Annotated in this window: 20 protein-coding genes; all 20 read right to left on the bottom strand. The window is 27.8% G+C overall.

Going from position 1 to position 17,717, the window contains the following annotated elements; translation table 11 throughout:
* Window positions 1-99: 99 nt before the first annotated feature.
* Entirely contained in the window at window positions 100-1,572 is a 1,473-nt protein-coding gene (gene spoIVA, locus NWE74_RS08420; RefSeq protein WP_258242766.1) for a stage IV sporulation protein A, read from the bottom strand.
* 219 nt (window positions 1,573-1,791) lie between these two features.
* Window positions 1,792-2,814, bottom strand: a complete 1,023-nt coding sequence (locus tag NWE74_RS08425) for an NAD(P)H-dependent glycerol-3-phosphate dehydrogenase (protein ID WP_258242767.1) — start codon at window positions 2,812-2,814, stop codon at window positions 1,792-1,794.
* Between the two features lie 26 nt (window positions 2,815-2,840).
* On the bottom strand, window positions 2,841-3,455 hold the full coding sequence (gene plsY, locus NWE74_RS08430; RefSeq protein ID WP_258244439.1) for a glycerol-3-phosphate 1-O-acyltransferase PlsY: 615 nt from the start codon (window positions 3,453-3,455) through the stop codon (window positions 2,841-2,843).
* A gap of 18 nt (window positions 3,456-3,473) precedes the next feature.
* Window positions 3,474-4,799, bottom strand: a complete 1,326-nt coding sequence (gene der / locus NWE74_RS08435) for a ribosome biogenesis GTPase Der (protein WP_092726182.1) — start codon at window positions 4,797-4,799, stop codon at window positions 3,474-3,476.
* Between the two features lie 26 nt (window positions 4,800-4,825).
* On the bottom strand, window positions 4,826-6,154 hold the full coding sequence (locus NWE74_RS08440; protein WP_258242768.1) for a DUF512 domain-containing protein: 1,329 nt from the start codon (window positions 6,152-6,154) through the stop codon (window positions 4,826-4,828).
* 105 nt (window positions 6,155-6,259) lie between these two features.
* On the bottom strand, window positions 6,260-6,460 hold the full coding sequence (locus NWE74_RS08445) for a capping complex subunit for YIEGIA (protein ID WP_258242769.1): 201 nt from the start codon (window positions 6,458-6,460) through the stop codon (window positions 6,260-6,262).
* Window positions 6,461-6,462: 2 nt separating this feature from the next.
* Window positions 6,463-7,395 (bottom strand): YIEGIA family protein, encoded by a 933-nt coding sequence (locus tag NWE74_RS08450; protein ID WP_258242770.1) that lies wholly within the window; start codon window positions 7,393-7,395, stop codon window positions 6,463-6,465.
* A 22-nt stretch (window positions 7,396-7,417) separates the two neighbouring features.
* A complete protein-coding gene (locus NWE74_RS08455; protein ID WP_258242771.1) occupies window positions 7,418-8,353 on the bottom strand; it encodes a YIEGIA family protein in 936 nt (311 codons plus the stop codon).
* Window positions 8,354-8,444: 91 nt separating this feature from the next.
* Window positions 8,445-9,731 carry a HAMP domain-containing sensor histidine kinase gene (locus tag NWE74_RS08460; RefSeq protein ID WP_258242772.1) on the bottom strand — a complete coding sequence of 429 codons (1,287 nt, stop codon included), beginning with the start codon at window positions 9,729-9,731 and terminating at the stop codon, window positions 8,445-8,447.
* 27 nt (window positions 9,732-9,758) lie between these two features.
* Window positions 9,759-10,448: a response regulator transcription factor gene (locus NWE74_RS08465; RefSeq protein ID WP_258242773.1), complete on the bottom strand. Its 690-nt coding sequence runs from the start codon at window positions 10,446-10,448 to the stop codon at window positions 9,759-9,761.
* Window positions 10,449-10,466: 18 nt separating this feature from the next.
* The gene (gene pgeF, locus NWE74_RS08470) at window positions 10,467-11,177 is read right to left on the bottom strand and encodes a peptidoglycan editing factor PgeF (protein WP_258242774.1); all 711 of its coding nucleotides are present in this window, start codon (window positions 11,175-11,177) and stop codon (window positions 10,467-10,469) included.
* Between the two features lie 2 nt (window positions 11,178-11,179).
* Window positions 11,180-11,638, bottom strand: coding sequence for a transcriptional regulator NrdR (gene nrdR / locus NWE74_RS08475; protein ID WP_258242775.1), 459 nt, complete (start codon window positions 11,636-11,638; stop codon window positions 11,180-11,182).
* Between the two features lie 21 nt (window positions 11,639-11,659).
* Window positions 11,660-11,923, bottom strand: coding sequence for a YlmC/YmxH family sporulation protein (locus tag NWE74_RS08480; RefSeq protein WP_092726198.1), 264 nt, complete (start codon window positions 11,921-11,923; stop codon window positions 11,660-11,662).
* A 73-nt stretch (window positions 11,924-11,996) separates the two neighbouring features.
* Window positions 11,997-13,700 (bottom strand): diguanylate cyclase, encoded by a 1,704-nt coding sequence (locus tag NWE74_RS08485; protein ID WP_258242776.1) that lies wholly within the window; start codon window positions 13,698-13,700, stop codon window positions 11,997-11,999.
* Between the two features lie 78 nt (window positions 13,701-13,778).
* Window positions 13,779-13,898, bottom strand: coding sequence for a cyclic lactone autoinducer peptide (locus tag NWE74_RS08490; protein WP_170139179.1), 120 nt, complete (start codon window positions 13,896-13,898; stop codon window positions 13,779-13,781).
* Window positions 13,899-13,972: 74 nt separating this feature from the next.
* On the bottom strand, window positions 13,973-14,620 hold the full coding sequence (locus NWE74_RS08495; RefSeq protein ID WP_258242777.1) for an accessory gene regulator ArgB-like protein: 648 nt from the start codon (window positions 14,618-14,620) through the stop codon (window positions 13,973-13,975).
* Window positions 14,621-14,624: 4 nt separating this feature from the next.
* Window positions 14,625-15,095, bottom strand: coding sequence for a hypothetical protein (locus NWE74_RS08500; RefSeq protein WP_258242778.1), 471 nt, complete (start codon window positions 15,093-15,095; stop codon window positions 14,625-14,627).
* A 128-nt stretch (window positions 15,096-15,223) separates the two neighbouring features.
* Window positions 15,224-15,997, bottom strand: coding sequence for an RNA polymerase sporulation sigma factor SigG (gene sigG, locus NWE74_RS08505; RefSeq protein WP_258242779.1), 774 nt, complete (start codon window positions 15,995-15,997; stop codon window positions 15,224-15,226).
* Window positions 15,998-16,084: 87 nt separating this feature from the next.
* On the bottom strand, window positions 16,085-16,807 hold the full coding sequence (sigE, locus tag NWE74_RS08510) for an RNA polymerase sporulation sigma factor SigE (protein ID WP_092726209.1): 723 nt from the start codon (window positions 16,805-16,807) through the stop codon (window positions 16,085-16,087).
* A gap of 26 nt (window positions 16,808-16,833) precedes the next feature.
* Window positions 16,834-17,676: a sigma-E processing peptidase SpoIIGA gene (locus NWE74_RS08515; RefSeq protein WP_258242780.1), complete on the bottom strand. Its 843-nt coding sequence runs from the start codon at window positions 17,674-17,676 to the stop codon at window positions 16,834-16,836.
* Between the last annotated feature and the right edge of the window lie 41 nt (window positions 17,677-17,717).

The raw sequence follows: 17,717 nt of genomic DNA on the forward strand, positions 1-17,717 counted from the left end.
TTTATTTATATATCTAATGATTATCTATTAAATCAATATTGTATTAGGTAATAAAAAAAGGTTAATTTTATATTATAAAAAATTAACCTTTTTTCCTTACTATAACAAAATAGTTATTATATTCATACTACCTTCATTTATGATTTTTTGTAATGTTTTTTGTATTTTTATTCTTATTTCTTCTGGCATAGTATATAACTTACTTTGTAGTTGTTCTTTAACTAAATCATGTAATGATTTTCCAAACATATTTGATGACCATATTTCACTTGGATTTTGCTCAAACTCATCTTGTAAGTACTTAACCATCTCTTCTCCTTGATTTTGGCTTCCAACTATAGGAGATATTTCAGTTGATATGTCTGCTTTTATAATATGAAGAGAAGGAGCATTAGCTCTTAATTTAACACCATATTGTTTTCCTTGTTTTATTATTTCTGGTTCTTCTAAGCTAAGTTCTTCTAATGATGGTGCTACAACACCATATCCCTTAGTCTTAGCATCTATTAAAGCAGACTCTATTTTATCATACTCATTTTTAACTCTTGATAATTTAGTTACAAGACTTAATAATTGATGATCTCCTTCTATCTTAAATCCACTTTTTTCTTCTAAAACATTATAGAATAATCCTTGTTTAGCTGCTAAATCTATAGTTATTACACCTTCACCAAGCTCAACATTGTCTACCGAAGTATCCTCTAAAAACTCCAACTCAGAAAATCCTTCCACAATCGCATTTATATCTCTTATTTTGCCTATCTCTGCTATACTTTCTTTTAATGCGAATATTATATTATTTTTTACCCAATGGTTTGTTTCTAGGCCTTCTATCCATTCTGGTAAGTTTATTCTTATTTCATTTAATGGAAAATCATAAAGTACTGTTTCCATAACATTTTCTATATCTTCTTCGTCCATAGCTAAAACATTTAATGGAACTATAGGTGCATCATACTTTTCTTCTAATTCTGCTCTCAATAGTTCAGTTTCTTCACTATCAGGGTCTAATGTATTTAATACAATTGCAAATGGCTTGTTAAGTGATTTTAATTCAGATATAACTCTCTCTTCAGCTGAAAGATAATTGCCTCTATCTATTCCAGTTACTGATCCATCTGTAAGTACTACTATACCTAAAGTAGAATGATCTCTTATAACTTTTTTAGTTCCTATTTCTGCTGCTTGTTCAAATGTCATAGCTTCTTGTGACCATGGTGTCGAAACTAATCTTTGTTTTCCATCTTCTTCATGGCCTAAAGCCCCATCTACTATGTATCCTACACAATCAACCATTCTAACTTTTAAAGATACTGTGTCTCTTATTTTTATTTCCACTCCATCTGCTGGAACAAATTTTGGCTCAACTGTCATAATAGTTTTCCCTGATCCACTTTGTGGTATTTCATCCTGAGTTCTTTCTCTTTTGAAATCATTCTCTATGTTTGGTAATACTAATTTTTCCATAAACTTTCTTATAAATGTAGATTTTCCTGTTCTCACAGGTCCTACTACACCAATATATATATCTCCCTGTGTTCTTTTTGCTATGTCTTCATATATGTTGTTCATTAAATTCCCCTCCTGCATATAGTTTCTTAATAAATTATATTTAGGATTTAGGACTATTATTACTAATAATTTTATTTTATTTTAAATATTAAAGTAAATTTTATCTTAATTTTATAAAGAAAATTTAATTATATAAAATTTAAAATAGATTATTACATAAAAAACTTAATTATTTTATTTATAAAAAATTTACTTTAATCATATGAAAAAAAGCTAGGATTAAAATCCTAGCTTATCTTCAACTACTTCTTCCATTTCATGAGTTTTGTTTCGCATCATCAATTCTATCACTACTTCATTTGGATTTAACCCATTATGTAATACTGAATATATTGCATTAGTTATCGGCATATCTATTTTAAAATCTTTAGCCACTTCATGTGCTACCTCTGTAGCTGTAATTCCCTCGACTACCATTTTTACTTCTTTTAATGTTTCATCTAAAGTTTTACCTTGACCTATTAGTATACCGGCTCTTCTATTTCTACTGTGCATACTCGTACAAGTAACTATTAGATCACCTATACCTGAAAGTCCTGCAAAAGTAGATGAATTAGCACCCATTGCTTGACCTAGCCTTCCGATTTCTCTAATTCCTCTAGTCATCAAAGCTGCCTTAGCATTATCACCATATCCTAATCCATCACATATACCAGCTCCAAAGGCTATTATATTCTTTAAAGCTCCACCTAATTCAACACCTACTATATCAGGATTTGTATATACTCTAAACTTAGGGCTCATAAATATGTCCTGAACACTTTGAGCTATTTCTAAATCCTTAGATGCTACTACAACTGTTGTAGGTATATCCTTAGCTACTTCCTCTGCATGTGATGGACCAGATAATGTTACATATGGATTATTTGGTAACTCTTGCTCACATACTTCCGATAGTCTAAGCCCAGTTCCTTTTTCAAGTCCTTTTGCAACATCAACAATTATCTGGTCATCTTTAACAAATGTTTTTATTTGTTTACAAACACTTCTTATTGCTTGTGATGGCACTGCTAATACTATTATCTTACTATCTTTTATTGCCTCTTCTATGTCTGTAGTTAATGTTATGTTATTTGGAAACAATACTCCAGGCAAATAGTCTATATTTTCTCTTGTTCTATTTATCTTTTCAGCTTGTTCTTCACTTAAAGTCCACATATTTACTTGATAGCCTTTTTTAGCTAGTACAAGTCCTAATGCACTTCCCCAGCTTCCAGCTCCTAGTATACATAATTTTTCCATTTAAAACACCACCTAACCATGCTAAATTATTCTTTTTTTTGACCTATCTTTCTCTCAGTTCCTTTTAATAATCTTTTTATATTTTCTCTGTGAGTATATATAACTGATATAGTTAAAAATAATGTAACCAATAGACCTTTTTTATTATTTAAAAACATCATAAATATAGGAGACATTGATATACCTAATACTGAACCTAACGATACATATTTAGTTACAGCTACAATTATTAAGAATATACCAAAGCAAGTTAATGCTATTATAGGATTTACAGCAATCATAGCTCCTAAAGATGTAGCCACGCCTTTGCCCCCTCTAAAACCTAAGAATGCAGGCCAATTATGACCACATACAACACCTATAACAGCTATATATCCAGATGTAACCACATCAATTCCTGTAAATCTTGCTACAATTTGTGCTATAAATACAGCAATCATACCCTTCAATAAATCTCCTAAAAATGTAATTGCTCCTGCCTTTTTACCAAGAGTTCTTAGCACATTTGTTGATCCTGCATTACCAGAACCTTGAGTTCTTATATCAACACCAATCATTTTTTTAGCTACTAAATAAGACGTTGATATATTTCCTAAAAGATAGGCAATTATAATAATTAATATATAGCTAAGCATATTAATCCCCCTTAGGTAGTTTTATTAACCTCTATTTTTTTCTCTGTACTCAAATTGTACTGGTGTACCTTCAAATCCAAAGTTTTCTCTTATCTTATTTTCAAGATATCTTTGATATGAGAAGTGAGTTAACTTTTTATCGTTTATAAATAATGTAAATTTAGGTGGCTTAACTCCAGTTTGAGATCCATAATAAATCTTTAATCTCTTTCCTTTATCTGATGGTGGTTGATTTAACATTACAGCTTCACCAATTACATCATTTAATGCTGAAGTAGATACTCTTTTAGCATGTTCACTTGCTACATATTCTGCTACTTCTAATACTTTACTCATTCTTTGATTAGTTTTAGCTGATACAAATACCACTGGTGCATACATCATGAATGGGAACTTTTCTTTTATATCCTTAGTATAATTACCTAAAGTTTTATTATCTTTTTCTATTAAGTCCCACTTATTTACTACGAATACACAAGCCTTACCTTCATCGTGTGCTATACCTGCAACTTTTGTATCTTGTTCTGTAATTCCTTCTGCAGCATCTATTACTATTAAAACAACGTCTGCTCTGTCAACAGCTGCCATAGATCTTATTACACTGTATTTCTCTACAGATTCGTATATTTTGCTTTTTCTTCTTAATCCAGCAGTATCTATAAGAAGGAATTTTTGTCCATTCTTTTCTACATAAGTATCTACTGCATCTCTTGTTGTACCCGCTATAGGACTTACTATAACTCTTTCTTCTCCTAATATATTATTAAGTATTGAACTTTTTCCTGCATTAGGCTTTCCAGTTATAGCAACTCTTATTATATCTTCGTCATACTCAGTGTTTAATCCTTCTGGAAAATTCTGAATAACTTCATCTAGTAAATCTCCAAGTCCCATACTATTTGCACTTGATATTGCATATGGCACTCCAAGTCCTAACTCATAGAAATCATAAACATTATCGAATTGACTTTGGCTATCTATTTTATTAACTACTAATATTACAGGTTTGTTAGTCTTTCTAAGTATTTGTGCTACTTCTCTATCTGCTGGTGTTAATCCTGACTTTCCGTCAACTACAAAAAGTACGATGTGAGCCATATCCATAGCAAGCATAGCTTGATTTCTCATATGAGATAATATTATATCTCCATTTTCTGGCTCAATACCTCCAGTATCTATTAATGTGAAATATCTGTTTAACCATTCCACCTCTGTAAATATTCTATCTCTAGTAACGCCAGGAGTATCTTCTACTATAGATATTCTTTTTCCTGCTAATTTATTAAATAATGTTGATTTTCCAACATTCGGTCTTCCTACTACTGCAACAATCGGTCTGTTATCGCTCATAATATTCTCCTTTCACCTTTAAAAATTTATTTTAATATTTTATCTATAAAGTCACACCCTTCATTTAAGCATGGTACAACTTCTATGTTCATTGTCTTTTGTAACTCATCTAAAGTTATATTATCTAGGAATATTTCCTCGTCTGCTTTAAGCATACTTCTTGGTATATATAAAGTTTCGCCTAAGTCTTTATCTTTCAATTGTTCTATAATATCTGTAGCTGTTATTAGTCCTGAAACTGTTATTGTCTCTCCAAAAAAATCATTCACAATTTTAAACACATTGATTTCTACATCTTTACATGTATTCATAATTTCATCTGCCATTTGTTTTATAAATTCAAATGCTGAATGACCTGTTGCTATAGATATTTTCTTTTTTCTCATTCTCTGTGCTTGAGAAATTGTTATTAAATGTTCTTGTATTTCTCTTTCAAGCTTACTTATCATACCTACACCATTTTCAAATTGTATAAATCCTTCATATTTATCATATTCTAATAATTTTCTATTAGCTATAATATAAAATTCATCTGATAAAAAGGCAAATCTTGTACCTATTTTATCTAGATATATCTTTTGAATATTTTGTATTTGGTCGATAGTTTCATTTGCTGTCTTTTCATTAAATATATCTAAATTAGGTAAATGGCTTCTGTGTTTAGTAATTCCAACCGGAACAATTGCCGCACTATTTACATATGGATATAATTTTTCTAAATCACTTATAGTTCTTGTTAATTCTTCTTTGTCATTATATCCGGGACATAATACAATTTGACAATTCATTTGAATCTGTGCATCTGCAAGTCTTTGCATTATACTATATAATTTCCCTGCAAATCTATTATTTATCATTTTCTGTCTTAACTCAGGATTAGTCGTATGTACAGATATATTTATAGGGCTTATTCTATACTTAATTATATTATCTATATCTTCTTCACTCATATTAGTAAGTGTTACAAAGTTTCCTTGTAAAAATGATAGTCTTGAATCATCATCTTTAAAATAAAGAGTTTCTCTCATCCCTTTAGGAAGTTGATCTATAAAACAAAATACACATTTATTTCTACAACTTTTTGCTTGGTCTATTATAGGATTTGTAAATTCAATTCCTAAATCATCATCATAATCCTTTTCTATTTCATATATATATATTTCTCCGTTGATTTTTTTTATTTCAACTTCTAAATACTCATCACTCAGTAAAAATCTATACTCTATTATATCATTTATAGTTTGCCCATTTATAGACATAAGTAAATCTCCAACTTCAATGCCTAATTCATCAGCAATACTATTTTTATATACTTTACTAATTACATTATTTATATTTTTAACATTTACTTCCATATATTATCACCACTTTTCTTTAGTAAATACATCATATTATAATACCATGTTTTGATAAATATAGTCAATATTCCCTATAATTCAAAAGGTACCTAAAGGTACCTTTTAATGTTTGACTATAATCAAAGTTCCATTTGTCATATCATGAACCATACCACCTACACTTTTCGCCATCAACATAGCTTTATGCTGTAAGTCATCATTATCCTCTGCATAAAATATTGGACAACCTCCACCACTTTTAAGATTTTTATCCATTGTAATTATAGCTAATGCATATTCATTCAAACCTACATTCATTGCCATTTTTATGCACTTCCTTTCTTACCTATCGGAGTATTTTTTAATGATAAGTTTTTACCTTTTGCACTTGAAAGTATTGGGCATGATTTAACTGCCTCTATAAGTTTGTCCATGTCCTTTTCCACAGGCATATATGCTAAAACTAAACTTTCATGTTGAGCATTTCTTCTTGGTAATGGATAAAATGCTGGTTCATTGTGCTCTCTAAGTATTCCCATTCTAGAGTAAATATTATACAATATAGCTTGTCTTTGACCTGGATCCATTAATATTCCTGCATTACTATAACTTTTATCTTTAGGTATTATTTCTATACCCAATCCTTTAGAAAGATATCTTTCTCTATCTGATTTTAAACCTACATTAGTTATTCCTTTTACATCTCCAACCTTCATTATAAATCCATCTACAAAAGTTATTTCTACTGGAACTACGTCTGCTACGTCTCCTATACTTTCTCTTTGAAGCATCTTTTTAAGAATTAAAGCTAGCATAATACCAGCCACCGCACTTATAGTTAAAGCTACGTTATAACTTAACTTTAATTCAGATATTATAAGATAGTGTAGTCCTACAGTTGAAAAAGATGTTATTATACACATATAATTTCTTACTTCATATGTTCTAGCTATTTCCTCTATAAATGCTTCTCCTCTTTGAACTAATTGAACATCTTCTAAATTTTGTAATGTATTTCTTCTGTTTTCTCTAACTTGTCTAAATTGTTCTGCTGCTAATGATAAAAATGTTATTGATGTATACGAACGGTCTTTTAATGCTGGTACTAATAGTGCACCTAATGCTGATGCAACTGCTGCTAAAACAATTTGTGTCATTAAGATATTAGGTTGAGTAGGATATTGTCTCTTATCTAAGTTTAACATTATCACTCTAGATGAAATACCAATAACTAATCCTACAAAGAACACTGTATCCATTTAATCACCTCTTTATTGTTTATTATTTATTGATTTTTATCTTGTAATCACTCTGATGACCTTTTGCTGTTTCTATAATAGGTGTACTTTTAATTACTTCTATCATAGAATTCATATCTTTTAATATAGGTATAAAAGGTAATACGACTGTATTTTTATCTAAATCTGTTCTTGAGATAGCTAATATATCTTTTTCATCAACATCTTTATTTATACCTAGATGTAAAAATATATTATGTAATATAGCTTCCCTTTGACCTTCATCATTTACAATACCAAAGTCTCCAAGATTATTTGGTATTATTTCTACTGCTAGGCCTTCTTCAATATATTTTTTTCTAGTATCTTCTAATCCAATATTAGTTATCACTACATTATTAACTTTTAATATTGGACCATCAAAATTTATTTTAGCCGGTATTATTTTAGCTACGTCTCCTATGCTATCACGTCTTAAATATCTTTTGAATATTAATCCTACTATCGCTCCTCCTATAATAGCGCCTATTGTACATGCAAAAAATTTAAAGTTGTATTTTTTAGACATAAATATAAATATTAGCGATGCTGCTAACGATGAAAACAAACTTATATAGCTTCTTGCTTCATATGTAGATGCTATTTCCTCTACGTATGATGATCCTTTAGGAACCATTTCTGACTTGTCTATATTTTCTAATGTTATTCTTTCCTGCTGTGCTAGCCCTTGGAATTGTTGTATGGCTACTGCAAAGAATGTTAATGCAGAGAACTCTTTGTCCATAAGAGCTGGTAGTGCAATAGCTCCTAGAGATGCTGATAGCGCTGAGATTATTATTTGTTCTAAATAATCTTGAGGTCTTGATGGATACTGTTTATCAGTAACTCTCAAAACTAATCCTCTACATAATATTCCTATTACTATAGCTACTATAAATGATCTCCTAAACAATTCTTCATTTAGAAAACTCTCCTTCATCTTATCACTCCTTTTAATAAACTTATCTCTCTTAGAAATTTTATATTTAACTTAGATTAGTTTGTGCAAAAACAAAAAAAAATTTCCTTTATTAAAGGAAATTTTTTTGAGGTATTATAACAATAAATTCACTACCTTTACCTAATTCACTTTTTACACTTATATTTCCACCTAGAGATTTAACTATATGTTTTATTATAGCTAATCCTAGACCCGTTCCACCTACATCTCTGCTTCTAGCTTTATCAACTCGATAAAATCTTTCAAATATTCTTTCTATATCTTCTTCTGGTATTCCTACACCTGTATCTTTTATGCTAATACATATATTACCTTTTGATGCACTAACATTTACGTGAACTTCTTTATTTTCGGGAGTATATTTTATCGCATTGTCTATTAAATTCAAAAATACCTGTTTTATATAATCTCTATTAGAGCAGACTTTTATAGATTTATCACTAAATTCATATGTTAATTTTATATTTTTTGATTTAGCTATATAGCTAGTCATATCATAAATTTCTATAAAAACTTCATATATATTAACACTGTCTACCAATGAGTTTTCCTGATTTTCTATAAAGGATAGTAATAGTATATCTTCTATAAGTCTTTTCAATCTATTTGACTCACTTTCTATAATGCCTAAAAATCTATTTCTAGTTTGTGGATCAATATCTTCGTTTAACTTCAAGGTTTCTACAAATCCACTAATCGATGTTAAAGGAGTCTTAAGTTCATGACTTACATTAGCTACAAAATCACTTCTCATATTTTCTAGTCTAACTTTTTCTGTTATATCTTCTATATTAATTATAGAACCTATAATTATGTTTTTAACATCTTGAAGGTATATTGGATCCAAACTAATTTTATATACTAAATCATCATTTATCTTTAGTTCTTTACTTTTATTTTGCTTAGAACCTTTAAAAGAAACTATTTCTTTAAGTAGCTTTTCTTCATTTATTAGTACATTAACATTAAGACCTTCTATCTGTTTTTCAGAGTTACACTTTAACATTCTTTTAGCCTCTTCATTTATTAACATTATATTGCCATCAATATCTATCGCTAATATACCATGAGATATACTTTTTAATATTGATGTCATTTGAAGATGACTATATTCAACCTCACTAATTGTACTGTCCATTATTTCTATCATTTCATTAAAGTTTTTAGCTAATTCGCCTAATTCTCCTTTTGCAGAAATATTTAATCTTGAGTGAAATTCTTTATTACTAATTTTTTTAGAAACATAAATAAACTCTTCTAGATACCTTCTCAATCTCAATGTATATCTAATAGATAATATTGCAACTATCACCGAAACTAATATAATAAAGAAGATTATAGTCATTAATTCTTCCATAAAATAGTTCTCCTAAATATATTTATTCTAATCAATTTTATATCCAACTCCACGTATTGTTTGAATATATTTTTCAGATGCACTGTCATCTTCTATTTTTTTTCTAAGATATCTAATATGCACATCTACAGTTCTAGTTTCTCCATAATATTCATATCCCCAAATTTTATCTAATAAATGATTTCTAGAAAGAACTTTACCTTTATTTTCTAAAAGTAGCTTTAATAATTCAAATTCTTTAAGTGTTAAGTCTATTTTTTGATTACCTTTATATACTTCATGTTTATACAGATCAACTTTTAAACTACCTGTTGTAAGTATAATATCTCCGGGCTGAGTTTTAGTATTACATCTTCTTAATATTGTATTTATTCTTGCAAATAATTCTTTTATACTAAATGGCTTAGTTATATAATCATCGGCTCCTATTTCTAGACCTTCTACTTTGTCATTCTCCATATTTTTAGCTGTTAACATTATTACTGGTGTTTGATTTAAATCTTTATCAGCTCTAATTTTTTTCAATACATCAATACCACTTATATTTGGTAACATCCAATCTAAAAGAATTAAATCTGGTTTTATTTCTTTGGCTTTTATATATCCATCTACTCCATCATACGCATACTCTACTTCATAGTTAGACATTTCTAAGTTAAATTTTAAAAGCTCTACTATATGTATTTCATCATCTATTACAAGTACTTTAACTTTCATATTTAGTTAATCTCCTCTCTATTTTATCTCTAGTATCATCCCTACTCTTTCATTTGTTTTATCATGTTTTCTATAAGAATGGAAGCTGTCACATTTACAACTAGTGCATATATTTAGATTAATTATATTTTCACTTTTTACTCCAGCATCCTTTAAAATAATCTCATTAATTTTCCACAAGTCTAAATAATATTTACTTTCTTTTATTATATAGAAATTTTCATCTTTGTTTGTAAGAATTGTGTTAAATTTTTCAATTAATTCCTTTGAAACTTCATAGCAACAAGGACCTATTGATGGGCCTATAACACATATAATATCCTCTACATTAGATTCATATTTAGAAATCATATTATTTATTGTTTTTCTTCCAATTTCATCATATGTACCTCTCCAACCGGCATGCGCTAAACCAATAGCTTTATTTTTTTTATCTATAAATGCTATAGGTACACAATCTGCTGTAAATATCAATAATGGTACATTTTTAATATTAGTTATTAAAGCATCACCTTCTAGCTTTTGCCCTATATTATTTTCATCTATAGAGTTAACTATATCTGAGTGAATTTGTATATTACTTGTTAAATTTTCAAAAGTAAACTTACCTTCATCGCATATTTTTAACATATCGTCTTTTGATTTAGCATTGACACATTTAAGTGTTATGGCCAAGTTAACAAAGTCTATATTATCTTTTACGTCTTTAACATTTATAAATTTATCCATTGTTAGTCTCCTTTTTCCATTAATATGTTCTTTAATTCTGTTACAAATGTATTTATATCTTTAAACTGTCTATATACAGATGCAAATCTTACATAAGCAACTTCATCTACATCTTTTAACCTATCCATAACCATTTCACCTATTTTTTGTGCTTCAATCTCAGATATGTAGCATTTATTTATTTCATTTTCAATATATGAAACAATACCCTCTATCTGATCTAAAGAAACAGGTCTTTTTTCACAAGATTTTAATATTCCATTTTGTATCTTTTGTCCATCAAAATATTCTCTGCTATTATCTTTTTTTATAACCATTACCGGCGTTGTTTCTATTTTCTCATAAGTAGTAAATCTTTTTTTGCAAGATTCACACTCTCTTCTTCTTCTAATAGATTTACTATCTGTATGTCTTGAATCTATTACTTTTGATTCTTTGTACTTACAATAAGGGCATTGCACTTTTTATTCCTCCTTAGTTCGCTATATATTAAATTCGTCTATATTAAGTTCTGAACCTATATTTACTATTATCGTATCACATCCTATTTTTATTATATCATTCCAGAATATAACTTGTCCTTCACCATTTCTAGAAAATATACCTCTACCTAAATCACCTGTTATAGTAAACGACATTATTTTACCTTCATTTGTGTCCATATCTATATCAGTTATAAATCCCATTCTCTTTCCATTTTTTACATTTATTATTTCCTTTTCCATTATATCAGATACTCTTATCATTATAATCCCCTCCCTTTAAAAATTAATATGTGCTTGGACAAAAAAAAATGACCTTTATAGGCCATTTTATGCTTTAAAAATTATCTTTATATTTTTCTAACATTTCTATAAATTTTTCTACTAAATCTGGATCAAATTGCATTCCTGCATTTTTTCTTAATTCTTCTATACCTTCTTCATGTGTTTTTCTTATATTATAAGGTCTATTTGATGTCATGGCATCAAAACTATCTGCTATAGTAATCATTCTAGCTAAATATGGTATTTTATCACCTTTAAGCCTATCAGGATATCCGTATCCATCATATCTTTCATGATGATGCTTTATTATTGGTACAAACGCCTTAAATGGGTTTATATGATTTATTAAATCTACCCCTACTTGAGGATGATTTCTAAACATTTGAAATTCTTCATCTGTCAATTTACCTCTTTTATTTAACACATTTTCTGGTATTTCTAATTTACCTATATCATGTAAATATGCAGCTATTTGTATTTGTATTTGCTCTTCTTCTTTTAGATTTAGTATTTGAGCGAACCATTTCACATAAATTACAACTCTTTCTGTATGTCCATAAGTATATCTGTCTTTTAAGTTTATCATACTTATAAAAGTCTTTAATGACTTTATTGTATCTTCTTGTATATTCATTTGCTTACATAGGTCATCTAATATGCTATGATATGATTCCACTCTATTTTTATTAAATGATTTTGCTCTATATAATGCATCATCTGCAGTATTTATAAGTTGCGACTTACTTATTGCCCTTGTAGGATAAGAAGATACACCTATAGATATAGTTATATTTTTATCTGGCTGATTTTCTTGACCTCTAAATGTAGTATTTTGTATCGCTGTTCTTATTCTTTCACCTATTTTTATTGCATCTTCTTCATTGGTGTTAGGAAGCACAGCTGCAAATTCTTCTCCACCATATCTCGCTACTATATCATTTTTTCTTACACTATTTTTTAAAATTTTACCTATTTGTTTTAATAATAAGTCTCCTGCTTGATGCCCATTTATATCATTATAATTTTTAAAATAATCTATGTCCATAAACAGTAAAGAAACTTCTTTCCCATTATTTTGTGCATTAGTTATCGCATTTTCAAGATATTCTTGGAAAAATCTATGATTATACAGTCCTGTAAGTTCATCTTTATTTGCTAGATTTTTAAGTTCTTCACAATGTTCTCTTTCTATATCTACATACATACCAGTTATAAATGCAACTATAAATATTGCCGTTGATAGTATTAAGTCTTTTTCAAAATAAGTACTTATATCTTCTGGCATTAATGTTGTATTCGAAAAATCTATAATCATTATAAAAATAAAACATAAAACTGATACAGCAATGCTATAATTTTTACCAAACTGTATTGCGCTTATTAAAACTATAAAAATACCTATTAATTTATAATCACTTTCTTCAACCCCTGTAATAACTAAAACTCCATAAAAGATTAATAACATTACAATAGTCTCTATATAGTCTATAGCTTCAGGCTTAACCCCATGAGGCTCGCTAACACCAGAATTAATGGATTTTTTATCATCATATCGCTTGGTCATTAATACAAAATATAACATCATAAAAATTAAAACAGAACTTCCAACTAAAGATATTATAATTATATTTTTTTCATCCATTTTAGGGCTTAAATAGCTAAGTATGGCTATTAAGCTTAAAATTATATAAATAACCTTTAATACAACTATTATTTCAAATACTTTTTTATTTCTGACCTGATCAAAATTGCTCATTTATTCCACCTAAATTTATTTTTAATAATAATTAAAAACCAAAAGAGATAATCTCTCTTTTGGTCCTTTGAGTTATACTTACTCTTCTCTTAATGATTTTGGTACTTCTGGCTCATAAAATACAAACGCACAGAAAGTAGACGCCCCGTCACTTACCTTTGTTAATAATTCTGAAAATGAGTTAAATAAAAAATCCATTTTTTTACCCCCTTGTAAAAACATTAATTTATTTAAAATAATAGATTATTAGTAAATAATTTATTATTTTATGGCTAAATTTTTAAAATATTATAAAGTAACTCAAAACTATCTATAGTTAATTCTGCTACTTTAGTTAATGAAAATATTTGTAATAAAATACCTAGTAAAATTGATATTGTAACTATCTTAAACAAAACAATTCCTGTATATATATTTAATAAATAAAAAATAATCATAATACTTGTATATATATTGATTAATTTAAATGCATTTTTTCTTAATTTTTTTCTTGTACTTTCTTTTTTTAGTAGTTTATTTGCACATGGTACAGGACACTTTTTATATAAAATAAAATAAGATACGACAATACTTAGTACTAGAACTAGTCCTAAAATCGTGTTACTTATTTTAGAAAATCCAAATTTACACATCATAGCTAAAAATAATGAAAATATTACACCTGTAATTAAACATCTTAAAGGCGAACTAGAGTGAACTCCTCCTGAATACCTTTTCAATAAAGCTGCCACTACAGATATAATCATAATTTCAATAAGTGTATTTGTTAATACACCTATAATAAAAGTTAACATTATAGCAATACTCGTATGAATAAGTATAAATAATCCATAATTTAATACAGCTACTTCTTCTTCATTTTTATTTAATCTTTCTCCCATCTTAGATGAAATAATTTTCGAAATTTTTTCTATCCCCATATCTTTAATCCCTCGCCAATAAAATATTTAACTTGTTCATTACTAACTTAATTAAAATAGCTACCCCTACCAAAATTAGTAATGACGGCAATGTTATTATTGCACCGTATGCTCGAGTATTAGTTAAATACTTAAAAGGTATATTTAAAATTTTAGTTGCTATAAGAATATATATTCCTTCACTCAAAGCTAATGATATCCATATACAACATGTAGCTACTATCGATTTCACTAGTTGCTTTCCACAACTTTTATATAAAATAAATGCTACTGCTATCATAGCTAATATTGTATGAACACCAAAATTAATTGGTAACATTCTTATAGCAGTTATCACTGCTCCTAGAAATATACCTTTTTTAATTAAATCTTTTATATCTATCTTAATTCCTAATAAAATCATTCCTGCAAGTATTATAACAATACTTTCTGGAAATGTTCTTATTAAGATATAACTCAGTGGTAATCTTAACATATTTCACCTCTTATATATCTCTGTTGCAAAGTAATTATAACATTTTATTCCATTCTTTTCAAATTAAATAACGAAAAATAATAAAAAACATCGGTTATTGGAACCGATGTTTTTTATTATTTTATTTGTTATATATATTTTTTCATATTTTTCAAAGCATTTTTTTCAATTCTTGATACTTGTGCCTGAGATATACCTATCTCATCAGCCACTTCAATTTGTGTTCTTCCTTTGTAAAATCTTAAATTTAATACTAACTTTTCCCTATTGTTTAGTTTTTTTATGGCTTCTTTTAAGGCTATTTCTTGCAACCAATTTTCATCAGTGTCTTTTTTGTCTTGAACTTGGTCCATGACAAATATCGCATCACCATTATCTTGATATACCGGGTCAAATAAAGATATAGGATCTTGGATTGCATCTAATGCCATAACAACATCTTCTACTGGAAGTTCTAATTCTTTTGCAATTTCAGATACTGTCGGCTCTTTTGCATTTGATCTTACTAATCGCTCTCTAACTTGTAATGCCTTATATGCTATGTCCTTTAACGATCTACTAACTCTTATAGGGTTATTGTCTCTCAAGTAACGTCTTATTTCACCTATAATCATAGGAACTGCATAAGTTGAGAATCTTACATTTTGGCTTAAGTCAAAATTGTCTATTGCTTTTATTAGTCCTATACATCCTATTTGAAATAAATCGTCGATGTTTTCCCCTCTGTTATTAAATTTTTGTATTACACTTAATACTAGCCTTAAGTTCCCTCTTACGAATTGTTGTCTTGCTTCTTCATCGCCACCTTTTATCTTTAGAAGAAGCTCCATCATTTGGTTGTTTTTAAGAACTGGAAGCTCAGATGTATTTACACCACAGATTTCAACTTTATTAATTTGCATACATTTCAGTCCTCTCTTAAAAGTTTTATCTATATGAAATTATTTACACATCATATATTTTTATACTTTTAAGAGGGAATTATTTATTTATACAAATTTTTTCATTTCTTTTTTTAATCTTGAAATTATTTTTTTTTCTAACCTAGAAATGTATGATTGAGATATTCCAAGGATATTAGCTACTTCCTTTTGAGTCCTCTCTCTACCTCTATTAGTTAAACCAAATCTTAATTCCATAATTTGCTTTTCCCTATCTGATAATCTATCTAAGGCCATAACTAACAAGTCTTTATCAATTTCCTCTTCAATAATTTTATAAATTTCATCATTTTCTGTTCCTAATACATCTGATAATAATAATTCATTCCCATCTAAATCTACATTTAAAGGTTCGTCAAATGATACTTCTATTTTCTTTTTATTATTTTTTCTTAAATACATTAATATTTCATTTTCTATACATCTTGATGCATATGTTGCCAATTTTATATTTTTGTTAAGTTTAAATGTATTAACAGCTTTAATTAAACCTATTGTTCCTATAGATATTAAGTCTTCTACATCTATTCCTGTATTTTCAAATTTTCTTGATATGTAAACTACTAGTCTTAAATTTCTTTCTATTAAAACAGTTTTAACACTTTCATCATTTTCTAAATTTTGTAATAATTCATTTTCTTCTTCTGCATTAAGTGGAGGTGGTAATATGTTAACTCCCCCCATATAATAAATACCTTTTGGTTTTATAATTCCTAATTTAATTAATACACCTAAAAACTTGTTGAATAATTTTGATATTAAAGCTTTCATTTTATCTCCCCCTTTATTTTTTATATTTAAACATACGGCAATATACTAGGATTTAATATTGCATTATAATCTGAATCATCAAAATCTGATATGCCTATTATTATATTTCCTATTTTATTATCATCTATTTCTATATAGTCTGCTTTCAGTCCTAATATTATGTTTCCTGAACTACTACCTGCATGTTTATACGGTATTAATCTTACTCTAGATGAAATATCATCATCTAAAAAATTTATTATTTCTTCTGCTTTAATAACATCTATATTGTCATATTTATACTTAAAAAATGAGTCAGGTAATATTTCTTTTAATGCATTTGATTTAACTATAACAACGTCATTTTTACTTATAGGGTCTTTTAACAAATTTCCACTATCTAACAAAGCCTTACATGTACAATTATTGTTCAATAAGCTAATGTTTATTGTCTTAGTTAAGTCATTTAGTTGTTTTAATGTCTTTATATCATTGTATATGTACTTAAGCAATTCAGCGCTTATATAAGCGCATACTATTAAAAAAGATATCTTCATGTGACTTATACCTGTAAAATAAATTATAAAAAAAGTAACCCCTGATATAAAAATATTTACTGCGTAAAAAGCAATCATTATGCGAAAATATTCTTTTTTATTTTTATATGTAAAAGAGATAAGGGTTATAAAAGTCATAATCACTATTTTAAATGGTAATGTAAACAATATATCAAATTGAGGATATAAATATGCTACTGAATACATAGCTCCAAAGGATGCTCCTGTCCATTTATTTTTTTTGCTATTGATTGTTTTTGTTAGAATAGAAGTACAACTTATAATAATATAATTTATTAATAGGTTTTCTATAATGTAGTACTCAATATACATTAAATAGTCCCCCTTTGCCTTTGTAATATATTATAAGTTAG

The sequence above is a fragment of the Romboutsia lituseburensis genome, from assembly GCF_024723825.1.
Classification (GTDB): Bacteria; Bacillota; Clostridia; order Peptostreptococcales; family Peptostreptococcaceae; genus Romboutsia_F; species Romboutsia_F lituseburensis_A.